The 17,587-nt window shown below is 59.5% G+C and carries 14 protein-coding genes; 4 read left to right on the top strand and 10 right to left on the bottom strand.

Annotation, left to right across the window (positions count from 1 at the left end; genetic code table 11):
* The first annotated feature begins 14 nt into the window (after positions 1–14).
* Together norV and norW are read left to right on the top strand one after the other, a co-directional pair.
* Entirely contained in the window at positions 15–1,460 is a 1,446-nt protein-coding gene (gene norV, locus KW828_RS05885) for an anaerobic nitric oxide reductase flavorubredoxin (protein ID WP_218335530.1), read from the top strand.
* A complete protein-coding gene (gene norW / locus KW828_RS05880; protein ID WP_218335529.1) occupies positions 1,457–2,587 on the top strand; it encodes an NADH:flavorubredoxin reductase NorW in 1,131 nt (376 codons plus the stop codon). The genes norV and norW overlap by 4 nt, the downstream gene beginning before the upstream one ends.
* Positions 2,588–3,272: 685 nt before the next feature.
* On the opposite strand, the gene hypF is transcribed toward norW, so the two are convergent.
* From hypF to KW828_RS05860, 4 genes are all read right to left on the bottom strand, one after another.
* Positions 3,273–5,477 (bottom strand): carbamoyltransferase HypF, encoded by a 2,205-nt coding sequence (hypF, locus tag KW828_RS05875; RefSeq protein ID WP_218335528.1) that lies wholly within the window; start codon positions 5,475–5,477, stop codon positions 3,273–3,275.
* Positions 5,478–5,486: 9 nt separating this feature from the next.
* A complete protein-coding gene (gene fdhF, locus KW828_RS05870) occupies positions 5,487–7,634 on the bottom strand; it encodes a formate dehydrogenase subunit alpha (protein WP_218335527.1) in 2,148 nt (715 codons plus the stop codon).
* Between the two features lie 38 nt (positions 7,635–7,672).
* Positions 7,673–8,215 (bottom strand): electron transport protein HydN, encoded by a 543-nt coding sequence (hydN, locus tag KW828_RS05865; protein ID WP_088221510.1) that lies wholly within the window; start codon positions 8,213–8,215, stop codon positions 7,673–7,675.
* 146 nt (positions 8,216–8,361) lie between these two features.
* A complete protein-coding gene (locus KW828_RS05860) occupies positions 8,362–9,375 on the bottom strand; it encodes a LacI family DNA-binding transcriptional regulator (RefSeq protein ID WP_218335526.1) in 1,014 nt (337 codons plus the stop codon).
* 259 nt (positions 9,376–9,634) lie between these two features.
* Here KW828_RS05860 and ascF point away from each other — a divergent pair, with 259 nt between their 5' ends.
* Entirely contained in the window at positions 9,635–11,089 is a 1,455-nt protein-coding gene (gene ascF, locus KW828_RS05855) for a PTS cellobiose/arbutin/salicin transporter subunit IIBC (protein WP_218335525.1), read from the top strand.
* A 17-nt stretch (positions 11,090–11,106) separates the two neighbouring features.
* Entirely contained in the window at positions 11,107–12,531 is a 1,425-nt protein-coding gene (locus KW828_RS05850; protein WP_218335524.1) for a 6-phospho-beta-glucosidase, read from the top strand.
* A 231-nt stretch (positions 12,532–12,762) separates the two neighbouring features.
* On the opposite strand, the gene hycI is transcribed toward KW828_RS05850, so the two are convergent.
* The 6 genes from hycI to KW828_RS05820 are packed head-to-tail and all read right to left on the bottom strand — an operon-like array spanning position 12,763 to position 17,587.
* Positions 12,763–13,218: a hydrogenase maturation peptidase HycI gene (gene hycI, locus KW828_RS05845; protein ID WP_218335523.1), complete on the bottom strand. Its 456-nt coding sequence runs from the start codon at positions 13,216–13,218 to the stop codon at positions 12,763–12,765.
* Positions 13,211–13,621: a formate hydrogenlyase maturation HycH family protein gene (locus tag KW828_RS05840; protein ID WP_218335522.1), complete on the bottom strand. Its 411-nt coding sequence runs from the start codon at positions 13,619–13,621 to the stop codon at positions 13,211–13,213. Before KW828_RS05840 ends, hycI begins: the two co-directional genes overlap by 8 nt.
* On the bottom strand, positions 13,618–14,385 hold the full coding sequence (locus tag KW828_RS05835) for an NADH-quinone oxidoreductase subunit B family protein (RefSeq protein WP_218335521.1): 768 nt from the start codon (positions 14,383–14,385) through the stop codon (positions 13,618–13,620). The genes KW828_RS05840 and KW828_RS05835 overlap by 4 nt, the downstream gene beginning before the upstream one ends.
* Positions 14,385–14,927 (bottom strand): formate hydrogenlyase complex iron-sulfur subunit, encoded by a 543-nt coding sequence (locus KW828_RS05830; protein WP_218335520.1) that lies wholly within the window; start codon positions 14,925–14,927, stop codon positions 14,385–14,387. Before KW828_RS05830 ends, KW828_RS05835 begins: the two co-directional genes overlap by 1 nt.
* A gap of 9 nt (positions 14,928–14,936) precedes the next feature.
* Positions 14,937–16,646, bottom strand: a complete 1,710-nt coding sequence (hycE, locus tag KW828_RS05825; protein WP_218335519.1) for a formate hydrogenlyase subunit HycE — start codon at positions 16,644–16,646, stop codon at positions 14,937–14,939.
* 17 nt (positions 16,647–16,663) lie between these two features.
* Positions 16,664–17,587: a respiratory chain complex I subunit 1 family protein gene (locus KW828_RS05820; protein ID WP_218335518.1), complete on the bottom strand. Its 924-nt coding sequence runs from the start codon at positions 17,585–17,587 to the stop codon at positions 16,664–16,666.

Below are 17,587 nucleotides of genomic sequence, written 5' to 3'. Positions count from 1 at the left end.
TGGCTGAGGGTAATATGACTATTCATGTAAAAAATAATATTCACTGGGTTGGACAACGTGACTGGGAAGTGCGCGATTTTCACGGCACCGAATACAAAACCCTGCGCGGCAGCAGCTACAACAGCTATCTGATCCGCGAAGAGAAAAACGTGCTCATCGACACCGTTGATCACAAATTCAGCCGGGAATTCGTGCAGAACCTGCGCGGTGAAATCGATCTGGCAGATATTGATTACATCATCATCAACCATGCGGAAGAAGATCACGCGGGTGCGCTGACCGAGCTGATGTCCTGCATCCCGGATACGCCGATTTACTGCACCAATAACGCCATCGATTCCATCAACGGGCATCATCATCATCCGGAGTGGAACTTTAACGTGGTGAAAACCGGCGACACGCTGGACATCGGTAACGGCAAACAGCTGATCTTCGTTGAAACCCCAATGCTGCACTGGCCGGACAGCATGATGACCTACATGACCGGCGACGCGGTGCTGTTCAGTAACGACGCCTTCGGTCAGCACTATTGCGATGAACACCTGTTCAATGACGAAGTGGATCAGGTGGAACTGTTTGAGCAGTGCCAGCGCTACTACGCCAACATCCTGACGCCGTTCAGCCGCCTGGTGACACCAAAAATTACCGAAATCCTCGGGTTCAATCTGCCGGTGGATATGATCGCCACCTCCCACGGCGTGGTATGGCGCGATAACCCGACGCAAATCGTCGAGCTGTACCTGAAATGGGCGGCAGATTATCAGGAAGATCGCATCACCATTTTCTACGACACCATGTCGAACAATACCCGCATGATGGCCGACGCCATCGCCCAGGGCATTACCGAAGTGGATCCCCGCGTGGCGGTGAAAATCTTTAATGTTGCCCGCAGCGATAAAAACGAGGTGCTGACCAACGTGTTCCGCTCCAAAGGTGTGCTGGTCGGCACCTCTACCATGAATAACGTGATGATGCCGAAAATCGCCGGACTGGTGGAAGAGATCACCGGCCTGCGTTTCCGTAATAAACGCGCCAGCGCCTTTGGCTCTCACGGCTGGAGCGGCGGCGCGGTGGATCGCCTGTCCACCCGCTTGCAGGATGCCGGTTTTGAGATGTCACTCAGCCTGAAAGCCAAATGGCGGCCGGATAGTGATGCGCTGGAAATCTGCCGTCAGCACGGTCGTGATATTGCCCGTCAGTGGGCGCTTACCCCGCTGCCTGTTGCCGCAGCCCCGACGGTAAAACCGCAGGCAGAAAGCGCCAGCGCCCCTGCCGCCGCCGACCTCGGACCCTGCATGCAGTGCAGCGTCTGCCAGTGGATCTACGATCCGGCCACCGGCGAACCGATGCAGGATGTCGCCCCCGGTACGCCGTGGGACGAGGTGCCGGACAGCTTCCTGTGCCCGGAATGTTCACTCGGCAAAGACGTGTTTGATGTGCTGGCGGTGGAGGCAAAATGAATCACGGTATCGTCATTATTGGTTCGGGCTTCGCCGCCCGACAGCTGGTAAAAAATATCCGCAAACAGGACGCGCAGGTTCCGGTCACGCTGATTGCCGCTGACAGCATGGACGAATACAACAAACCGGATCTCAGCCATGTGATCAGCCTCGGCCAGTCGGCTGAGGATCTCACCCGCCAGTCGGCGGGGGAGTTTGCGGAACAGTTCAATCTGCGCCTGTTCCCGCAGACGCGGGTGACGGAAATCGACCCGACCCGCCACTGCGTTAAAAGCCAGCAGCAGGAATGGTTATACGACAAGCTGGTGCTGGCGACCGGGGCCTCGGCCTTTGTGCCACCGGTGCCGGGCAGCGAGCTGATGCTGACGCTGAACAGTCAGCAGGAGTATCAGGCGTGCGGCGCGACCCTGCGCGATGCGCAGCGCGTGCTGATCGTCGGCGGCGGGTTGATTGGCACTGAGCTGGCGATGGATTTTAACCACGCCGGTAAAACGGTGACGCTGGTGGATACCGCCGCCAGCATCTTATCTTCATTAATGCCGCCGGAAGTGAGCAGCCGTCTGCAACATCGCCTGACGGAGAGCGGCGTGCATCTGCTGCTGAAGTCACAACTACTGACGCTGGAGGCCACCGCTGGCGGCATTCAGGCCCGCTTTGACCGCGCTCGTACCCTTGAGGTGGATGCGGTGGTGGCCGCCACCGGCCTGCAACCGCAAACCGCGCTGGCAAGTCAGGCGGGGATCACCATCAGACGCGGCATTGTGGTCGACAGCCAGCTGCGCACCAGCGTCGGGGATGTTTATGCGCTGGGCGACTGCGCGGAGATCAACGGCAAGCTGCTGCCGTTCCTGCAACCGATCCAGATCTGCGCGATGTGGCTGGCGAAGACGCTGCTCGGCCAGCAAGCCACGCTGTCGCTGCCGCCGATGCTGGTGAAGGTGAAGACGCCGGATCTGCCGCTGCATCTGGCGGGAGAGACGCAGCGCGGGGATCTGCACTGGCAGATCGACGCGCGGCCGGACGGGATGGTGGCGAAGGGGTTTGAGGGGGAGGCGTTGCGGGCGTTTGTGGTGAGTGAGGATCGGATGAAGGAGGCGTTTGGGTTGCTGAAGGCGCTGAGCGCGTAGGTTTTTGGGGCGGTTCCGGGGAACGTTCCGTTAGGTTCAGGGGAATGTTCCGTTCACTTTTAGACTGGAGTCAAACGGGACGCTGCTGACGGTGAACGTGACAAGGGGGCCACCGCGGCCCCCTTGTCAATCCCCGCGGCCCCGCACCGAAACCGGTGCTGCGCACTGCGCTCACCTCCCGCCCGTCTGCCCGCGGTCGGCTCGATTCGGCCTCCTGCCTCATGTCGCCTCTGGCCGCCATCCCTGGCGTCCAGCCCTTGTCATCCGGCCTCCGGCTCGCCGGTTTCAGCGGGGACTCAACCCCTCGCGTCAATTACGATGACGGTCTGTTACGACTGAGTGGCTTTGGTTTTATTTGAACTTACAGGAACCACGATACTGGGTTTATAAAAAATCGTGAAGTGTGGGGGAGTCGGCTGAAAATCGCTGAGGCGTTGCCTGTAGGCCGGGGCAGCCCGCATGGATGCGGGCTGAGGGCGCGAGTTGCAGGGACGCTGCATCGCGCCCGACCCGAAGCCGGAAGGGATAAGCCGAAGGCCACCGCGCAGCGGCGATTTTCTTGCCGGAAGCCCGGGGGTGCAGGGGGCGGCGGCGACTGGCCGCCCCCTGCGCGCTCTGTGCGCCCACAGTTATAGCCGTTCGCCAGAGCAAATAAGAGCGCAACCCCCACCGAATCAGATAACACTCACAGCAATCGCGCTGCCGCGATCACCCCCTGCCCAAAGGCGATCCCCCCATCCCCCGCCGGTAACCCCTTCGGAAACAGCAACCTGAAATCCGCCAGATAATGCCTTAAGCGCGCCACCAGCAGCCGGTTGTGCATCACCCCGCCGCCAAAACACAACGTCGTGATCCCCCGCGCCTGCGCTTCGCGCCGCATCAGTGCCGCCAGCCCGTTAGCCAGCGCATCATGAAACGCCCAGGCTTTCTCGCCTGCGGTGGCGTCCCACGCCAGCCACGACTGCCAGAACGTCGTCAAATCCTCTGGCTGCAACACTACCGGATGATCCACGCCAGCACATGCGCCTGCCAGCGCCTCCAGCTGACACGCCGCCTCGCCCTCATAGCTCAGGCTTTCCGGCGCGCAGTCCAGCGCACAGGCCACGGCGTCAAACAGCCGTCCACACGAAGATGCGCGCGGAGACTGGATCCCCTGCGCTATCGCCCGTGCCAGCAGCGGCCAGTTTTTATCCTGTAACACACGGGTTTGCGGATAACGCTGCCAGTCCGGCACAAAGGCCAGGCAGTGCGCCAGCAGATTGCGCCACGGCTGTCTTGCCGCCAGATCGCCGCCGGGCAGCGCTACCGCCGGTAACCCGCCGAGATGCTCGCATTCGCAGTAGTTCACCCGCAGGCACTCCCCGCCCCATAGCTGGCCGTTCTCGCCCATGCCGATGCCGTCGAGGATCAGCGCAATCACATCGCCACCGTCCCGCGGCCAGCCGTGTTCTGCCAGACAGGCCGCCGCGTGGGCATGATGGTGCAGAACGTGACTCACCGGCAGGCCCAGCGCCTCGCCCCACTGGGTTGAACGATAGCCGGGATGGGCGTCACACACCGCCTGCTGCGGGGTGAAGTCGTAGATTTTCTGCATCAGCGCTAACGCGGCGCGCCACTGGGTTTCCACCCCGTCCTCGGTCAGATCGCCAAAATGCTGGCTCAGCACCGCCCGATCGCCACGCAGCAGGCAAAAGGTGTTTTTCATGTCGGCCCCCAGACAGAGCAGCGGCGGCACGGCGTCAAACCCCGGCGGCAGCGGCAGCGCGTCTGGCACAAAGCCACGCGCCCGGCGCAGCATCTCGCCGCTGGCGCGCATCACCGAGTCGTCCATACGCTGCACGATGTCACGGTTATGCAGCAAAAAGCCGTCGGCAATGTCTGCCAGGTCGCTCAGCGCCTGGTCGTTGTTGAGCGCGGGTGGTCGCCCGCTGAGATTACCGGAGGTCATCACCAGCGGCCGATCCAGCGCCTGCATTAACAGATGCTGGAGTGGACTGGCGGGCCACATCACGCCGACCTCCGGTAACGACGGCGCGATGGCCTCGCACAATGCCGGCAGCGCGCTTTTCGCCACCAGCACAATAGGCGCGGCGGCGGATTGCAGGTGCGTTGCGGCCGTCTCACAGCAGCCATAAGGGATCATCACCGCCAGCGGTTTAGCCGGGCGGCGCTTGCGTTCGCGTAGTCGCCTCACCGCCTGCGGGTTTTGTGCGTCAACGGCAAGATGAAAACCGCCAAGGCCCTTAATGGCGACGATATTTCCCGCCGCCAGCATGGCGATTGCCGCCTGCAACGCCGCCTCGCCCACCGCACGTTGGCCCTCCGTCTGCCATTCCAGCTGCGGACCGCACGCGGCACAGGCCACCGGCTGAGCATGAAAACGACGATCCGCCGGATTGCGGTACTCCGCCGCGCACGCCGCGCACAGCGGGAAGGCGCGCATCACGGTCAACGGGCGGTCATAAGGCATGGCGTGAATAATGGTAAACCGCGGCCCGCAGTGGGTGCAGTTGATAAAGGGATAACGATAGCGGCGCTCAGCAGGATCGTTCATTTCTGCCAGACAGGCCGGACAGGTGGCGGCGTCCGGCACAATCTGCGTATCCATGCTGCCGCCGGTGCTGTGGCGAATAGTGAAAGACGTGGGCGCGTCGTCCCACTGCCAGGGGGTGACCTCGGTATCGTCAATGCGCGCCAGCGGCGGGCAGTGGCGGTAGAGGTCGCTCAGAAAACGCGTGGCATCGCCAGACAGCCTGATTTCGACGCCGTGCCCGTCGTTACAGACATCGCCACAAAGATGTAACTGCTGCGCCAGCTGCCAGACGAAGGGGCGGAAACCCACCCCTTGCACCTTGCCGCGCACACGGATCCGTACGCCGTTATTGCTCATTGTGTCCTGTCATACCACGGCATCGCGCAGCCGGTTTTTCATGTCGAGATAGGTAGTCTGCGTGTAATCCTCGGCCCAGCGCTGATCGTCGATGGCGCTCACCTTCACCGCGCAATACTTGGTTTCCGGGGTTTTGGAAATCGGATCGAGATTATCCTGGGTCAGTTCATTACAGGCACCTATCCACCACTGATAGGTCATGTACACGCTGCCGGTGTTGATGCGCTCGTTGACATCGGCACGGCTGATCACCTTGCCACGGCGCGACGCGACCCACACCAGTTGCTGATCCTGAATGCCCAGCGCCCGGGCGTCCTGCGGATTGATCTGCACATAGCCCGGCTCATCCGCCAGGGTTTGCAGCGCCGCACAGTTGCCGGTCATCGAGCGGCAGGAGTAGTGCCCTACCTCACGCACGGTGCACAGCACCAGCGGATAATCGGCATCCGGCACTTCCGCCGGCGCGCGCCACGGCGCGGCAAAGAGATGCCCTTTGCCGTCCGGCGTATCGAACTTATTGCCTTTGTAGAGGAATGGCGTACCGGGGTGATCGAGGGTCGGACAAGGCCACTGAACGTGCCCCATATCGCCCATTTTTTCATACGTCACGCCATAGAACAGCGGGCACAGCTCGCGCAGCTCATCCCAGATCTGCTGGTTATTGTCGTAGTGCATCGGGTAGCCCATCTCGGTGGCGATGAGGCTGATGATCTCCCAGTCACGTTTGACGTTGTACTTAGGCTCAATGGCTTTTTCGAAACGCTGGAAACCGCGGTCGGCACAGGTGAAGACGCCGCCGTGCTCGCCCCAGGAGGTCGCCGGCAGGATCACGTCTGCCTGTTCGGCGGTTTTGGTCATGAAAATGTCCTGCACGACGATAAAATCAAGCGCCGCAAAGCCTTTGCGTACCAGGCCCAGGTCGGCTTCGGTCTGGAGCGGATCTTCACCCATGATGTAATAGGCTTTCACCTTGCCTTCTAGCGCCAGATGTGGCACTTCGGTGATGCGCACGCCGGGTTGGTCGTCCATGTCGTCAACGTTAATGCCCCAGGCGGCAGCAAATTTTGCGCGCACCGCCGGATCCACCACGTCCTGATAGCCGGGGAACTGATTCGGGATGACGCCCATATCACACGCGCCCTGCACGTTATTCTGCCCGCGTACCGGGCCGACGCCAACGTGCTCGCGGCCCAGATTACCGGTGAGCAGCGCCAGGCTCGACAGCCCTTTCACCACGTCCACCGCCTGACCGAACTGCGTCACGCCCATGCCCCACATAATGGTGGCCGATGGCGCGGCGGCGTAAGTGCGCATCGCCTGACGGATCTGCTGCGCTGGCACACCGGTGAGGTGCTCGACCTTTTCCGGCGCATAATCTTTCACGGTTTCCCGGTAAGCGTCCAGCCCGGTGGTAAAGCTGGCGACATACTCTTTGTCATACAGCTGCTCTTCCAGCAGCACATAGCCAAAGGCGTTAACCATCGCCATATTGCAGCCGTTTTTCAGTTGCAGATGCTGATCGGCGATGCGCGCGGTTTCGATACGGCGTGGATCGCAGACGATGATTTTCGCGCCGTTCTGTTTCGCCTTGATCACCCGACGCGCCACAATCGGATGCGAATCCGCGCAGTTATAGCCAAACACCAGCAGACAGCGGGAATTCTCAATATCGCCGATGGAGTTACTCATCGCGCCATTGCCAAGCGTTTCCTGTAATCCGGCCACTGACGGACCGTGACAGACGCGCGCGCAGCAGTCGACGTTATTGGTATTCAGCACGCCACGGGCAAATTTCTGCATCACATAGTTGGTTTCGTTCCCCGTACCGCGCGACGAGCCGGTGGTCATGATGGCGCGCGGGCCGAATTGCGCGCGGAGTTCGCCTAAGCGTTTTGCGGTGTAGCGGATCGCTTCATCCCAGCTGACCGGCGTGAGTTTGCCGCCTTTTTCGTAGCGGATCATCGGCTGCGTCAGGCGCGGCGTCAGGAGCTTAGTATCGTTAAGAAAATCCCAGCCATAATAGCCTTTCAGGCACAGCTGATTCTGGTTGGTCACCCCTTCGGCGGCTTCCGCGCGCACGATTTTATTGTTCTCAACGACCAGTTTAAGTTTGCAGCCTGCGCCGCAGTAAGGACATACGCTTGTGATTTTTTTCATCAGTAACAGACCTGTTAAAAGTTGAAATCGGGTTCGGTTCAGAACAGCATTCCGGTGGTATCCAGGGCGGAGCGACGGCGTTTATCCGCGCTCATTTTTTCCAGCATGTCGCGATCGACACACACCAGCGCGTGGGTCGGACAGACTTCCATGCACGCCGGACCGGCATCGCGGTGATGGCAGAGATCGCATTTGTTGGCTTCGGCTTTTTCGGCGCGCACGTTAAGGCCCGCACCGCTGTTGCGCACGACCGGACGCACCACCACTTCCATCGCGCCATAGGGACAGGCCACCACGCAGGTTTTGCAGCCGATGCAGCGCTCCTGCATCACATGCACAAAGCCTTTATCGCGGCTGATAGCGCCGTTCGGGCAGACGTTGGCACAGGGGGCGTCTTCACACTGACGGCATAAGGTGGCGGTGGAGATATTCACGCCTTTGATGACGTGGATACGTGGCAGAAAGGTGGAGGGCGTCAGGGCGGCACAATCCTGTTCTTCCTGATGCGAAACCACGCAGGCGACTTCGCAGGTGCGGCAGCCAATGCATTTGTTGGCGTCCGCCATGATGAAACGGTTCATCGGGTTCTCCGGCAATAAGGGGTGATACCGCGAAGTTATTCACGAATCGTGCCAGATTTTAATTTACTGATATTTATGGATATTTAAGAAAGGAGGTGCGGCGGGGAAGGTGTCATCGACACGAGTGACGATGACACCTGTCGACGTCAGGCGTGTGGCCCGTCGATAATCGAGTCGCGGGAATGTAATTCCCCGGCAAAGGTTTGCTGATAGTTAAATTCTCCGCCGTCGAGCATAAAGATTAACCGGTTAATGGTTTCTTTAATCATCTCGGTGACCGGAATACGCACGCTGGACAGCGACGGCACAATATAAGGCGCCAGCGCGATGTCATCGAACCCCATCACCGAAACCCGATCGGGAACAGATATTCCCGCGTCATGCAGCTGCTTTATTGCGCCAATCGCCATGTCGTCATTGCTGGCCACCAGCGCGGTAAAGGTTTGCGACCGTGAGAGCAGCGTTTTCACGCCATCAGCGCCGCTGGCGGGCGTCCATTTTCCTTCGACAATCAGATCGTTACGCAGGGCAACGCCATACTCGGTTAAGGCCTCTTTATAGCCCGCCAGACGTTCAATACCGGTCGGCGAATCCAGCGAGCCGGTAATAAACGCAATATCCCGGTGGCCGCGCGCTAATAAGGTGGATACCGCGTTAAAGCTGGACTGTTTTTGATCCGACCAGACGCAGTGGCTGCTATTTTTCCGCAGCCGACGATTGAGCACCATAACCGGCTGAGTATGGTTTTCGACAATCGCATCCAGTTCATCAACGCTGAGAAAGCGCGGATAAATAATGATCGCGTCGCAGCGCATATCGAGTAAATACTGGATCGCCTGACGCTCTTCGTCGGCGCTGTGTTTGCCGTCGGCGAGGATCAGCTGGCGGCCATGATCTTCCGCCATTCGCGCGGCATGAAACAGCAATTCACTAAAATAGACACCGTAATAGAGGGTGTTGGTCACCACAAGGCCGAGCGTCTGCGTCTTTTTGGTCGCCAGATTGCGCGCCAGCAAATTAGGCCGGTAGCCGCTCTCTTCAATCGCCTGAAACACGCGGTCTTTGGTTTCCTGGCTCACATAACCATTCCCTGACAACACGCGGGATACCGTGGCTTTCGACACCCCTGCCCGCTTCGCGACCTCCAGCATCGTCGTCATGATCATCATCCCTCTAATTTCGATAAGCGGCAGTGTACTTCACCGTCACGCAGTTTGCAGCTTTGGTGCCGGGCGGCGACGGCGTCTTGCCCGGCCTGCAGCCCACAAAATATTTAGCGAACTTCATCACAAATCAATATTAAAATCATTGTTTGATTAACCATAACTAATCATGCTTTTGTGGAACCGGTTTCCTATCTGCTGTTTCATTGTCTGACAATGAAAGCGTATCTTACTGATAAAACAGGATTACTTCCCGATGGCTAAGAATTATGCGGCGCTTGCCCACTCTGTGATTGCTGCGCTGGGCGGCGTTGACAATATCGCCGCCGTGACGCACTGCATGACGCGTCTGCGCTTTGTAGTAAAAGATGACGCGCTCATCGACGCCCAGAGCCTGAAAGGCATCAGCGGCGTGATGGGCGTGGTGCGTAATGACAACCAGTGCCAGGTGATCATCGGTAATACGGTGTCGCAGGCCTACCGCGAAGTCGTCAGCCTGCTGCCGGGAGATATGCAGCCGCCGGAAACCGACGCAAAACAAAAACTGACCCTAAAGCGCATCGGCGCGGGCATTCTCGATGCGCTGATCGGCACCATGTCGCCGCTGATCCCGGCGATCATCGGCGGATCGATGGTCAAGCTGCTGGCGATGATTTTAGAGATGACCGGCGTGCTGGAAAAAGGCGCGCCGACGCTGACCATCCTGACGGTGATCGGCGACGGGGCGTTCTTCTTCCTGCCGCTGATGGTAGCGGCCTCGGCGGCAATCAAATTTAAAACCAACATGTCGCTGGCGATTGCCATTGCCGGCGTGCTGGTGCATCCGAGCTTTATTGAGCTGATGGCGAAAGCGGCCCAGGGCGAGCACGTCGAATTCGCCTTTATCCCGGTGACGGCGGTGAAGTACACCTACACGGTGATCCCGGCGCTGGTGATGACCTGGTGTCTGTCGTATATCGAGCGCTGGGTCGATAAAATCACCCCGGCGGTGACGAAAAACTTCCTCAAGCCGATGCTGATCGTGCTGATTGCCGCGCCGCTTGCCATCGTGCTCATCGGCCCGATCGGTATCTGGATCGGCAGCGCCATTTCTGCGCTGGTGTACACCATTCACGACTATCTCGGCTGGTTGTCCGTCGCCATTATGGGCGCGCTGTGGCCGCTGCTGGTGATGACCGGGATGCACCGCGTGTTTACGCCGACCATTATTCAGACCATCGCCGAAACCGGCAAAGAAGGCATGGTGATGCCGTCAGAAATTGGCGCTAACCTCTCCCTTGGTGGCTCGTCGCTGGCGGTGGCATGGAAAACGAAAAACCCGGAGCTGCGTCAAACGGCGCTGGCCGCTGCCGCCTCTGCGATCCTCGCGGGCATCTCGGAACCGGCGCTGTACGGCGTGGCGGTACGCCTGAAACGTCCACTGATCGCCAGCCTCATCAGCGGCTTTATCTGCGGCGCGGTGGCCGGGATCGCCGGACTCGCCAGCCATTCAATGGCAGCACCAGGCCTGTTTACCAGCGTGCAGTTCTTTGATCCGGCCAACCCAATGAGCATCGTCTGGGTGTTTGGCGTGATGGCGCTGGCGGTGGTGCTGTCGTTTGTGCTCACGCTGATGCTGGGCTTTGAAGATATTCCGGTGGAAAAAGAAGCGGCGAAGGCGCGTGAGTTGCAGGCGGCGAAAGCGACCGTCAGTACCGAAGCCAGAGCCTGATTTAAGGAGAAGTAAGCATGTCTGTATTTCCGGAAGGATTTTTATGGGGCGGCGCGCTGGCCGCCAACCAGTCTGAAGGCGCGTATCGCGAAGGCGGCAAGGGCCTGACCACCGTCGATATGATCCCCCATGGCGCAAACCGCCTGCCGGTGAAGCTGGGCCTGGAAAAGCGCGTGGCGCTGCGTGATGATGAGTTTTATCCCAGCCACGAGGCGATTGATTTTTATCATCGCTACAAAGAAGACATCGCCCTGATGGCGGAGATGGGCTTCACAGTGTTCCGCACGTCTATTGCCTGGGCGCGCCTGTACCCGAACGGCGATGAGCTGACGCCGAACGCCGAAGGTATCGCCTTCTATAAAGCGGTATTTGAGGAGTGCAAAAAGTACAACATTGAACCGCTGGTGACGCTGTGCCATTTCGACGTGCCGATGCATCTGGTGGTGGAATACGGCTCCTGGCGCAGCCGCAAGATGGTGGAGTTTTTCACCCGCTATGCGCGCACCTGTTTTGAAGCCTTTGACGGCCTGGTGAAATACTGGCTGACCTTCAATGAAATCAACATCATGCTGCACAGCCCGTTCTCCGGCGCGGGGCTGGCGTTTGAAGAAGGTGAAAATCAGGATCAGGTGAAGTACCAGGCGGCGCACCATGAGCTGATTGCCAGCGCGCTGGCGACCAAAATCGCCCATGAGGTGAACCCGCACAATCAGGTCGGCTGTATGCTGGCGGGCGGTAATTTTTACCCGTACTCCTGCAAGCCGGAAGATGTGTGGATGGCGCTGGAGAAAGATCGTGAAAACCTGTTCTTTATCGACGTGCAGGCGCGCGGGGCCTATCCGTCCTATTCCGCCCGCGTGTTCCGCGAGAAAGGTGTGCACATTGAGAAAGCGCCAGGCGACGATGAGATCCTGAAAAATACCGTCGATTTTGTGTCATTCAGCTATTACGCCTCCCGCTGCGCGTCAGCCGATATGAACGTCGGGAATACCAGCGCGGCGAATATCGTGAAGTCGCTGAAAAACCCGTACATTCAGGCCAGTGAATGGGGCTGGGGCATCGATCCGCTGGGCTTACGCATCACCATGAATATGATGTATGACCGTTATCAGAAGCCGCTGTTCCTGGTGGAAAACGGCCTCGGCGCGCGGGATGAAATCGATGCCAACGGCGAGATCAACGACGATTACCGCATCAGCTATCTGCGCGAGCATATCCGCGCGATGGGTGACGCCATCGAAGACGGCGTGCCGTTGATGGGGTACACCTCGTGGGGCTGTATCGATCTGGTGGCCGCGTCCACCGGTGAAATGAGCAAGCGCTATGGCTTTGTGTATGTGGATCGCGATGACGCCGGCAACGGCACCTTGGCCCGCACGCGCAAGAAATCGTTCTGGTGGTATAAGAAAGTGATTGCCAGCAATGGCGCGGATTTAGAATAAATGGTGTCGCCCGGTGGCGCTTCGCTTACCGGGCCTACAGAAAACCACATTATCGAAATCATGTAGCCCGGTGGCGCTTCGCTTACCGGGCCTACAAAAAACCACATTATCGAAATCATGTAGCCCGGTGGCGCTTCGCTTACCGGGCCTACAAAAAACCACATTGTCGACATCATGTAGGCCGGTGCAAGCGCAGCGCCGCCCGGCATTTCCCGCCGGGCTGAGTTTCAATCATAACGGCGGGAAACCGCCGTTCCCTTGCCATCCGGCGAGGCGTTGATACACCGTTTCCACGGCCTCCTTCACCGGCGGCGTCATCGGGTAATAAAAGCCGACAATATCCGGCTGAATGCCGACAAAAATCACCTCGCCGACATCGTCTTTTATCTGATCAACCAGATAGTTAAGCGGCATATTGTGGGTGGTCATCATAAACATGTCGGCGATGTCATCCGGATCGATAATACGGATCTCACCCGGATTAAGCCCCATGTCGGTGGCATCGACGATCATCAGCCGCGCGGGCTTATGTTCGCGGATCGCCACGATGTCATTTTCCGGCGCGCTGCCGCCGTCAATGACCGTCCACTTGCCGCATCCCCGCTCGGCGCACATTTCCGCCAGCAGCGGGCCTGCGCCATCATCGCCCATCATGGTGTTGCCGACACACAATAAAACGTCAGTCACGTAATCTCCTTACCATCAGGTAGATGGCATTCTCCTGATAAATATCGTGCAGCATGCTGAGCAGCGTCTTGCTCCAGGCCTGTTGCTCCGGCGTCTGGCGCGCCTGGGCGCGATCAAAGGCGTTTGCCAGCATGCTGATGTGCGAATGGTCAATGACGATCTCGCCATACTTCGGCACGCCTTCCATTTTGCGCCGAGCCTCGCAGCCCTCCTCCAGCGTACCGATCCACGCCAGATACGCCTGCCACGGGCAGGTCAGCGCCGCTTCCAGGCAGTCGATCACCCCCAGGTGATGTCCGATTGCCAGACTGTAATAGACCACCTGCTGCGCGGCGGGCGGCGTGGCGTCATTCTCGTCGACAAACTTACGACTCAACTGACTGAAAACGACGTTCTCGCTCATCCGATCCGCGCCTCGTTCACCACGCTGTTAAGCTGCTGCACGATTTCGTTCAGCCGTGGATCGTTTTCCGCTTCCAGCCAGCGCGCCACCTGCTGCTCGCCCTCTCCCAGCCGCCGCAGATAATCATCGGCTATCTGGCGGCCATAGCGAAAACCGGCCAACTGACGGGCAGCACGATCCACACGCACGCGCAGCGGCTGCACCATATCGCCATGCAACAGCCCGGCGGGCTGATTGTCCTGCTCCCCCGGCAGACGAGCGTGGATCTTCTGCTCCAGCAGCCCCAGCGCCATGGCGAAGCCATACAGCGTGGCGGCAGGCGTCGGCGGGCAGCCAGGAATATAAACATCCACCGGCACAATTTTGTCGGTGCCGCCCCACACGCAGTAGAGATCGTGGAAGATGCCGCCGCTGTTGCCGCAGGCACCGTAAGAGATGCAGATTTTCGGATCCGGCGCTGACTGCCAGGCGCGTAGCGCAGGCGAGCGCATGGCGCGCGTCACCGCCCCGGTAAACAGCAGAATGTCGGCATGACGCGGCGACGGCACGACTTTAATGCCGAAGCGTTCGGCGTCGAACAGCGGCGAAAGCGTGGCGAAAATCTCGATTTCGCAGCCGTTGCAGCCGCCGCAGTCTACCCGGTAGACATAAGCGGAGCGTTTGATGTTTTTCAGCAGCGACGTTTTCATGCGCGCGATGGATTCGTCCACCGTCATCGGCACCGGAATGCCGTTATCGTCACGCGGTCCAATTAGGTTTTGCATTAGCTGGCCTTCCTCATGTGGCGCGTCAGTTCAATGCGATCTGACGGCACCAGGCATTTCTGACGTTTGCAGTCCGGGCAGGTTTCGAAGCTCTCCCGGTGCTCGTGCGCACGGGTGTCGCCGTTGTGTTGCAGCAGGGCGATGGCGTAGTCGATCTCTTTTTGCACGGCGAAGGGCCGGGCGCAGACGCGGCATTCGCACAGCGCAAAGCGCGACTGTTGCAGGAAATCCTCTTTCTTCCATACCGCCAGTTCATAGGCCTGGGACAAGGTAATGGCCGCCGTCGGACAGACCTCTTCGCAGCGACCGCAAAAAATGCAGCGCCCGAGGTTAAACTGCCAGGCCTGTTCGCCGCAGGCCAGATCGGTTTCCACGCTCAGGGCGTTTGACGGACAGGCGTTCACGCAGGCCGCGCAGCCGATACACTGCTGCGGATTGTGCTCCGGTTTGCCGCGAAAGTTTTTATCGACGGCAATCGGCTCCAGCGGGTACGACGAGGTCGGCGCGCCGGTTTTGATGACTTTTTTGATAAAGGTAAACATGGCGACTCCTTATTTCAGCGGCGAGTTTTTACGCTCGATGCTGTAGCGCTCAAGCTCTTTGTACGGCACCACTTTGCTTTTCTTCTTGCGCACATCCACCACCGTCATGCGGTCGGTACAGGAGTAGCACGGATCGAGGCTGCCGATGATCAGCGGCGCGTCGGATACCGTGTTGCCACGCAGCATATAGCGCAGGGTCGGCCAGTTGGCGTAGGTCGCCGCCCGGCAGCGCCAGCGGTAGAGTTTCTGGTTGTCGCCGGTCATGCTCCAGTGAATGTCATCGCCGCGTGGCGCTTCGGCAAAACCGAGGGCAAAGCGGTGCGGAATATAGGTAAAGCCTTCCACCAGCAGCGGGCCGCCGGGCAGGTTATCCAGACCAAAGTCGATCATATTGAGCGCGGTCAGCACTTCGTTGATGCGCACTTTCAGGCGGGAGATCACGTCGCAGCCCTGCTCGCTGTGCACGGTCATCGGCAGCAGCCCGTAACCGACGAACGGGTGATCGGCGCGGGTATCGCGCGCATGGCCGCTGGCGCGCACCATCGGGCCGACGTTGCTGAAGTCGCGGGCGATCTGCGGATCCAGACGGCCAATGCCAACGGTACGCTGTTCGATATTCGGCGTGCTCATCAGCACATCCACCAGCTCCATCACGTCGCGGCGCATCTGCTGCGCCAACTGGCGGGTCTGGATCATGTCGTCTTTCAGCATGTCGCGACGAATGCCGCCAATCAGGTTCATGCCGTAGGTTTTACGCGCCCCGGTGAGGATCTCCGCCATTTTCATGGAGGTTTCGCGTACGCGGAAAAACTGCATAAAGCCGGAGTCAAAGCCGACAAAGTGACAGGCCAGGCCGAGGTTCAGCAGGTGGCTGTGCAGCCGTTCCACTTCCAGCAGAATGGCGCGGATCATCTGCGCACGCTCCGGCACCTTAATGCCCATCGCGTTTTCTACCGAGGTGGTGTAAGCGGTGCTGTGGGCAAAGCCGCAGATGCCGCACACGCGATCCGACAGGAAGGTGACTTCGTTGTAGCCCATGCGGGTTTCCGCCAGCTTTTCCATGCCGCGATGGACGTAGAACAGGCGGTAATCGGCGTCGATAATGTTTTCACCATCGACAAACAGGCGGAAATGGCCCGGTTCGTCCGAGGTGACGTGCAGCGGGCCGATCGGCACGACGTTATTTTTCTTGCTGCCCAGCTCGTTAATAAACTCATAGGTTTCGCTGTCGGTGGTCGGGGCCGGGCGTTGGCGGTAATCCATGCTGTCTTTACGCAGCGGATAGAGTTCGTCCGGCCAGTCATCCGGCAGCACCAGACGACGCTCATCCGGCAGCCCGACCGGGCGCAGGCCATACATGTCGCGCACTTCGCGCTCGCCCCACACCGCCGCCGGTACGCGCGGCGTCACCGACGGAAACTCCAGGGTAGCGGCGTCCACTTCCACCCGCACCGTGATCCAGCATTTGGTCCCCTGCTCCATCGACAGCACGTAGTAGACGGCGTAATGGCCGCACAGCTGGCGTTCGTCGTTGCCGAACAGCACCGACAGCCAGCCGCCCTGCTGGTAATAGAGAAACTCCACCACTTCCGGCAGATAATTTACTTTCACCGTCAGGGTGAGCTGATCGCGGGTCTGCCAGGCTTCATCCAGCACCACGCCCGGAAAGGCCTGATGCAGTGCGGCGAGGTAGTGTTGACCGATTTTTTCTTCAGACATACATAAGTTCTCTTAAATCACGCCGCCAGCAAGGAGACGAAGGCTAAAAAGGCAAAGCCGAAACCGGCCCAGGTGACGCGCGAGGTGGCGCAAAAACGCAGACGCGCCATGCTGTTTTCAAACAGCGCAATCACCAGCACGCCGACCAGCAATTTCACGATGGCAATGACCAGCGCCAGCAGCAGGCCGGTAACGCTGAAGTGCATCATCTGCCCCCACGGGAAAAAGACGCCGACAAAGAGTTGCAGCACCACCAGCTGTTTGAGGCAGATGCCCCACTTCAGCACCGCAAAGCCGCTACCGCTGTACTCAGTGAGCGGGCCTTCCTGAAGCTCCTGCTCCGCTTCCGCGAGATCGAACGGCAGTTTGCCCATCTCAATAAAAGTGGCGAAGGCACAGGCGCACAGCGCGAGGATCAGCGGCAGGCTGCGTCCGGCGGGCCAGTGGTAAATCGCCGCGGTGATATAAGAGATGTGCGTTGAGCCGGCCACCAGCGCCGCGACCCACAATCCTAAGATCAGGATCGGCTCCACCAGCACACCGAGCATCGCCTCGCGGCTGGCCCCCAGCCCGGTAAACGGACTGCCGGTGTCCAGCCCGGCGATGGCAAAGAAGAAGCGCGCGATGGCAAACAGGTAGATCAAGGTGATCAGATCGCCCAGCACCGGCAGCGGCGACGCAACGGTGATCACCGGCAGCGCGGTGGCAATGGTCAGCATTACGCCGACCATCACGAACGGCATCAGGCGAAACACCCAGCCCGCCGCATCCGGCGCAATGCTCTGACGACCAAACAGCTTGATCAGGTCGCGGTATTCTTGCAGCACGCCCGGCCCGCGGCGATTGTGCAGACGAGCGCGCGCCACGCGGGTCACGCCGGACAACAGCGGCGCGAGGGCAAACAGCACCAGCGCCTGAAGTAACGGAAACAGCAGATTCAT

The sequence above is a fragment of the Enterobacter sp. ENT03 genome (assembly GCF_019218745.1).
In the GTDB taxonomy this organism is placed as follows: domain Bacteria; phylum Pseudomonadota; class Gammaproteobacteria; order Enterobacterales; family Enterobacteriaceae; genus Enterobacter_D.
The sequence above is the reverse complement of the archived record's forward strand: the minus strand, read 5'-3'. Positions and strand labels throughout refer to the sequence as shown.

What these genes read in the sequence shown, in the direction of transcription:
- norV (WP_218335530.1), top strand. Translation starts at nt 15, where the DNA reads ATGACTATTCATGTAAAAAATAATATTCACTGGGTTGGACAACGTGAC.
- norW (WP_218335529.1), top strand. Translation starts at nt 1,457, where the DNA reads ATGAATCACGGTATCGTCATTATTGGTTCGGGCTTCGCCGCCCGACAG.
- hypF (WP_218335528.1), bottom strand. Translation starts at nt 5,477, where the DNA reads ATGAGCAATAACGGCGTACGGATCCGTGTGCGCGGCAAGGTGCAAGGG.
- fdhF (WP_218335527.1), bottom strand. Translation starts at nt 7,634, where the DNA reads ATGAAAAAAATCACAAGCGTATGTCCTTACTGCGGCGCAGGCTGCAAA.
- hydN (WP_088221510.1), bottom strand. Translation starts at nt 8,215, where the DNA reads ATGAACCGTTTCATCATGGCGGACGCCAACAAATGCATTGGCTGCCGC.
- KW828_RS05860 (WP_218335526.1), bottom strand. Translation starts at nt 9,375, where the DNA reads ATGACGACGATGCTGGAGGTCGCGAAGCGGGCAGGGGTGTCGAAAGCC.
- ascF (WP_218335525.1), top strand. Translation starts at nt 9,635, where the DNA reads ATGGCTAAGAATTATGCGGCGCTTGCCCACTCTGTGATTGCTGCGCTG.
- KW828_RS05850 (WP_218335524.1), top strand. Translation starts at nt 11,107, where the DNA reads ATGTCTGTATTTCCGGAAGGATTTTTATGGGGCGGCGCGCTGGCCGCC.
- KW828_RS05840 (WP_218335522.1), bottom strand. Translation starts at nt 13,621, where the DNA reads ATGAGCGAGAACGTCGTTTTCAGTCAGTTGAGTCGTAAGTTTGTCGAC.
- KW828_RS05835 (WP_218335521.1), bottom strand. Translation starts at nt 14,385, where the DNA reads ATGCAAAACCTAATTGGACCGCGTGACGATAACGGCATTCCGGTGCCG.
- KW828_RS05830 (WP_218335520.1), bottom strand. Translation starts at nt 14,927, where the DNA reads ATGTTTACCTTTATCAAAAAAGTCATCAAAACCGGCGCGCCGACCTCG.
- hycE (WP_218335519.1), bottom strand. Translation starts at nt 16,646, where the DNA reads ATGTCTGAAGAAAAAATCGGTCAACACTACCTCGCCGCACTGCATCAG.
- KW828_RS05820 (WP_218335518.1), bottom strand. Translation starts at nt 17,587, where the DNA reads ATGAATCTGCTGTTTCCGTTACTTCAGGCGCTGGTGCTGTTTGCCCTC.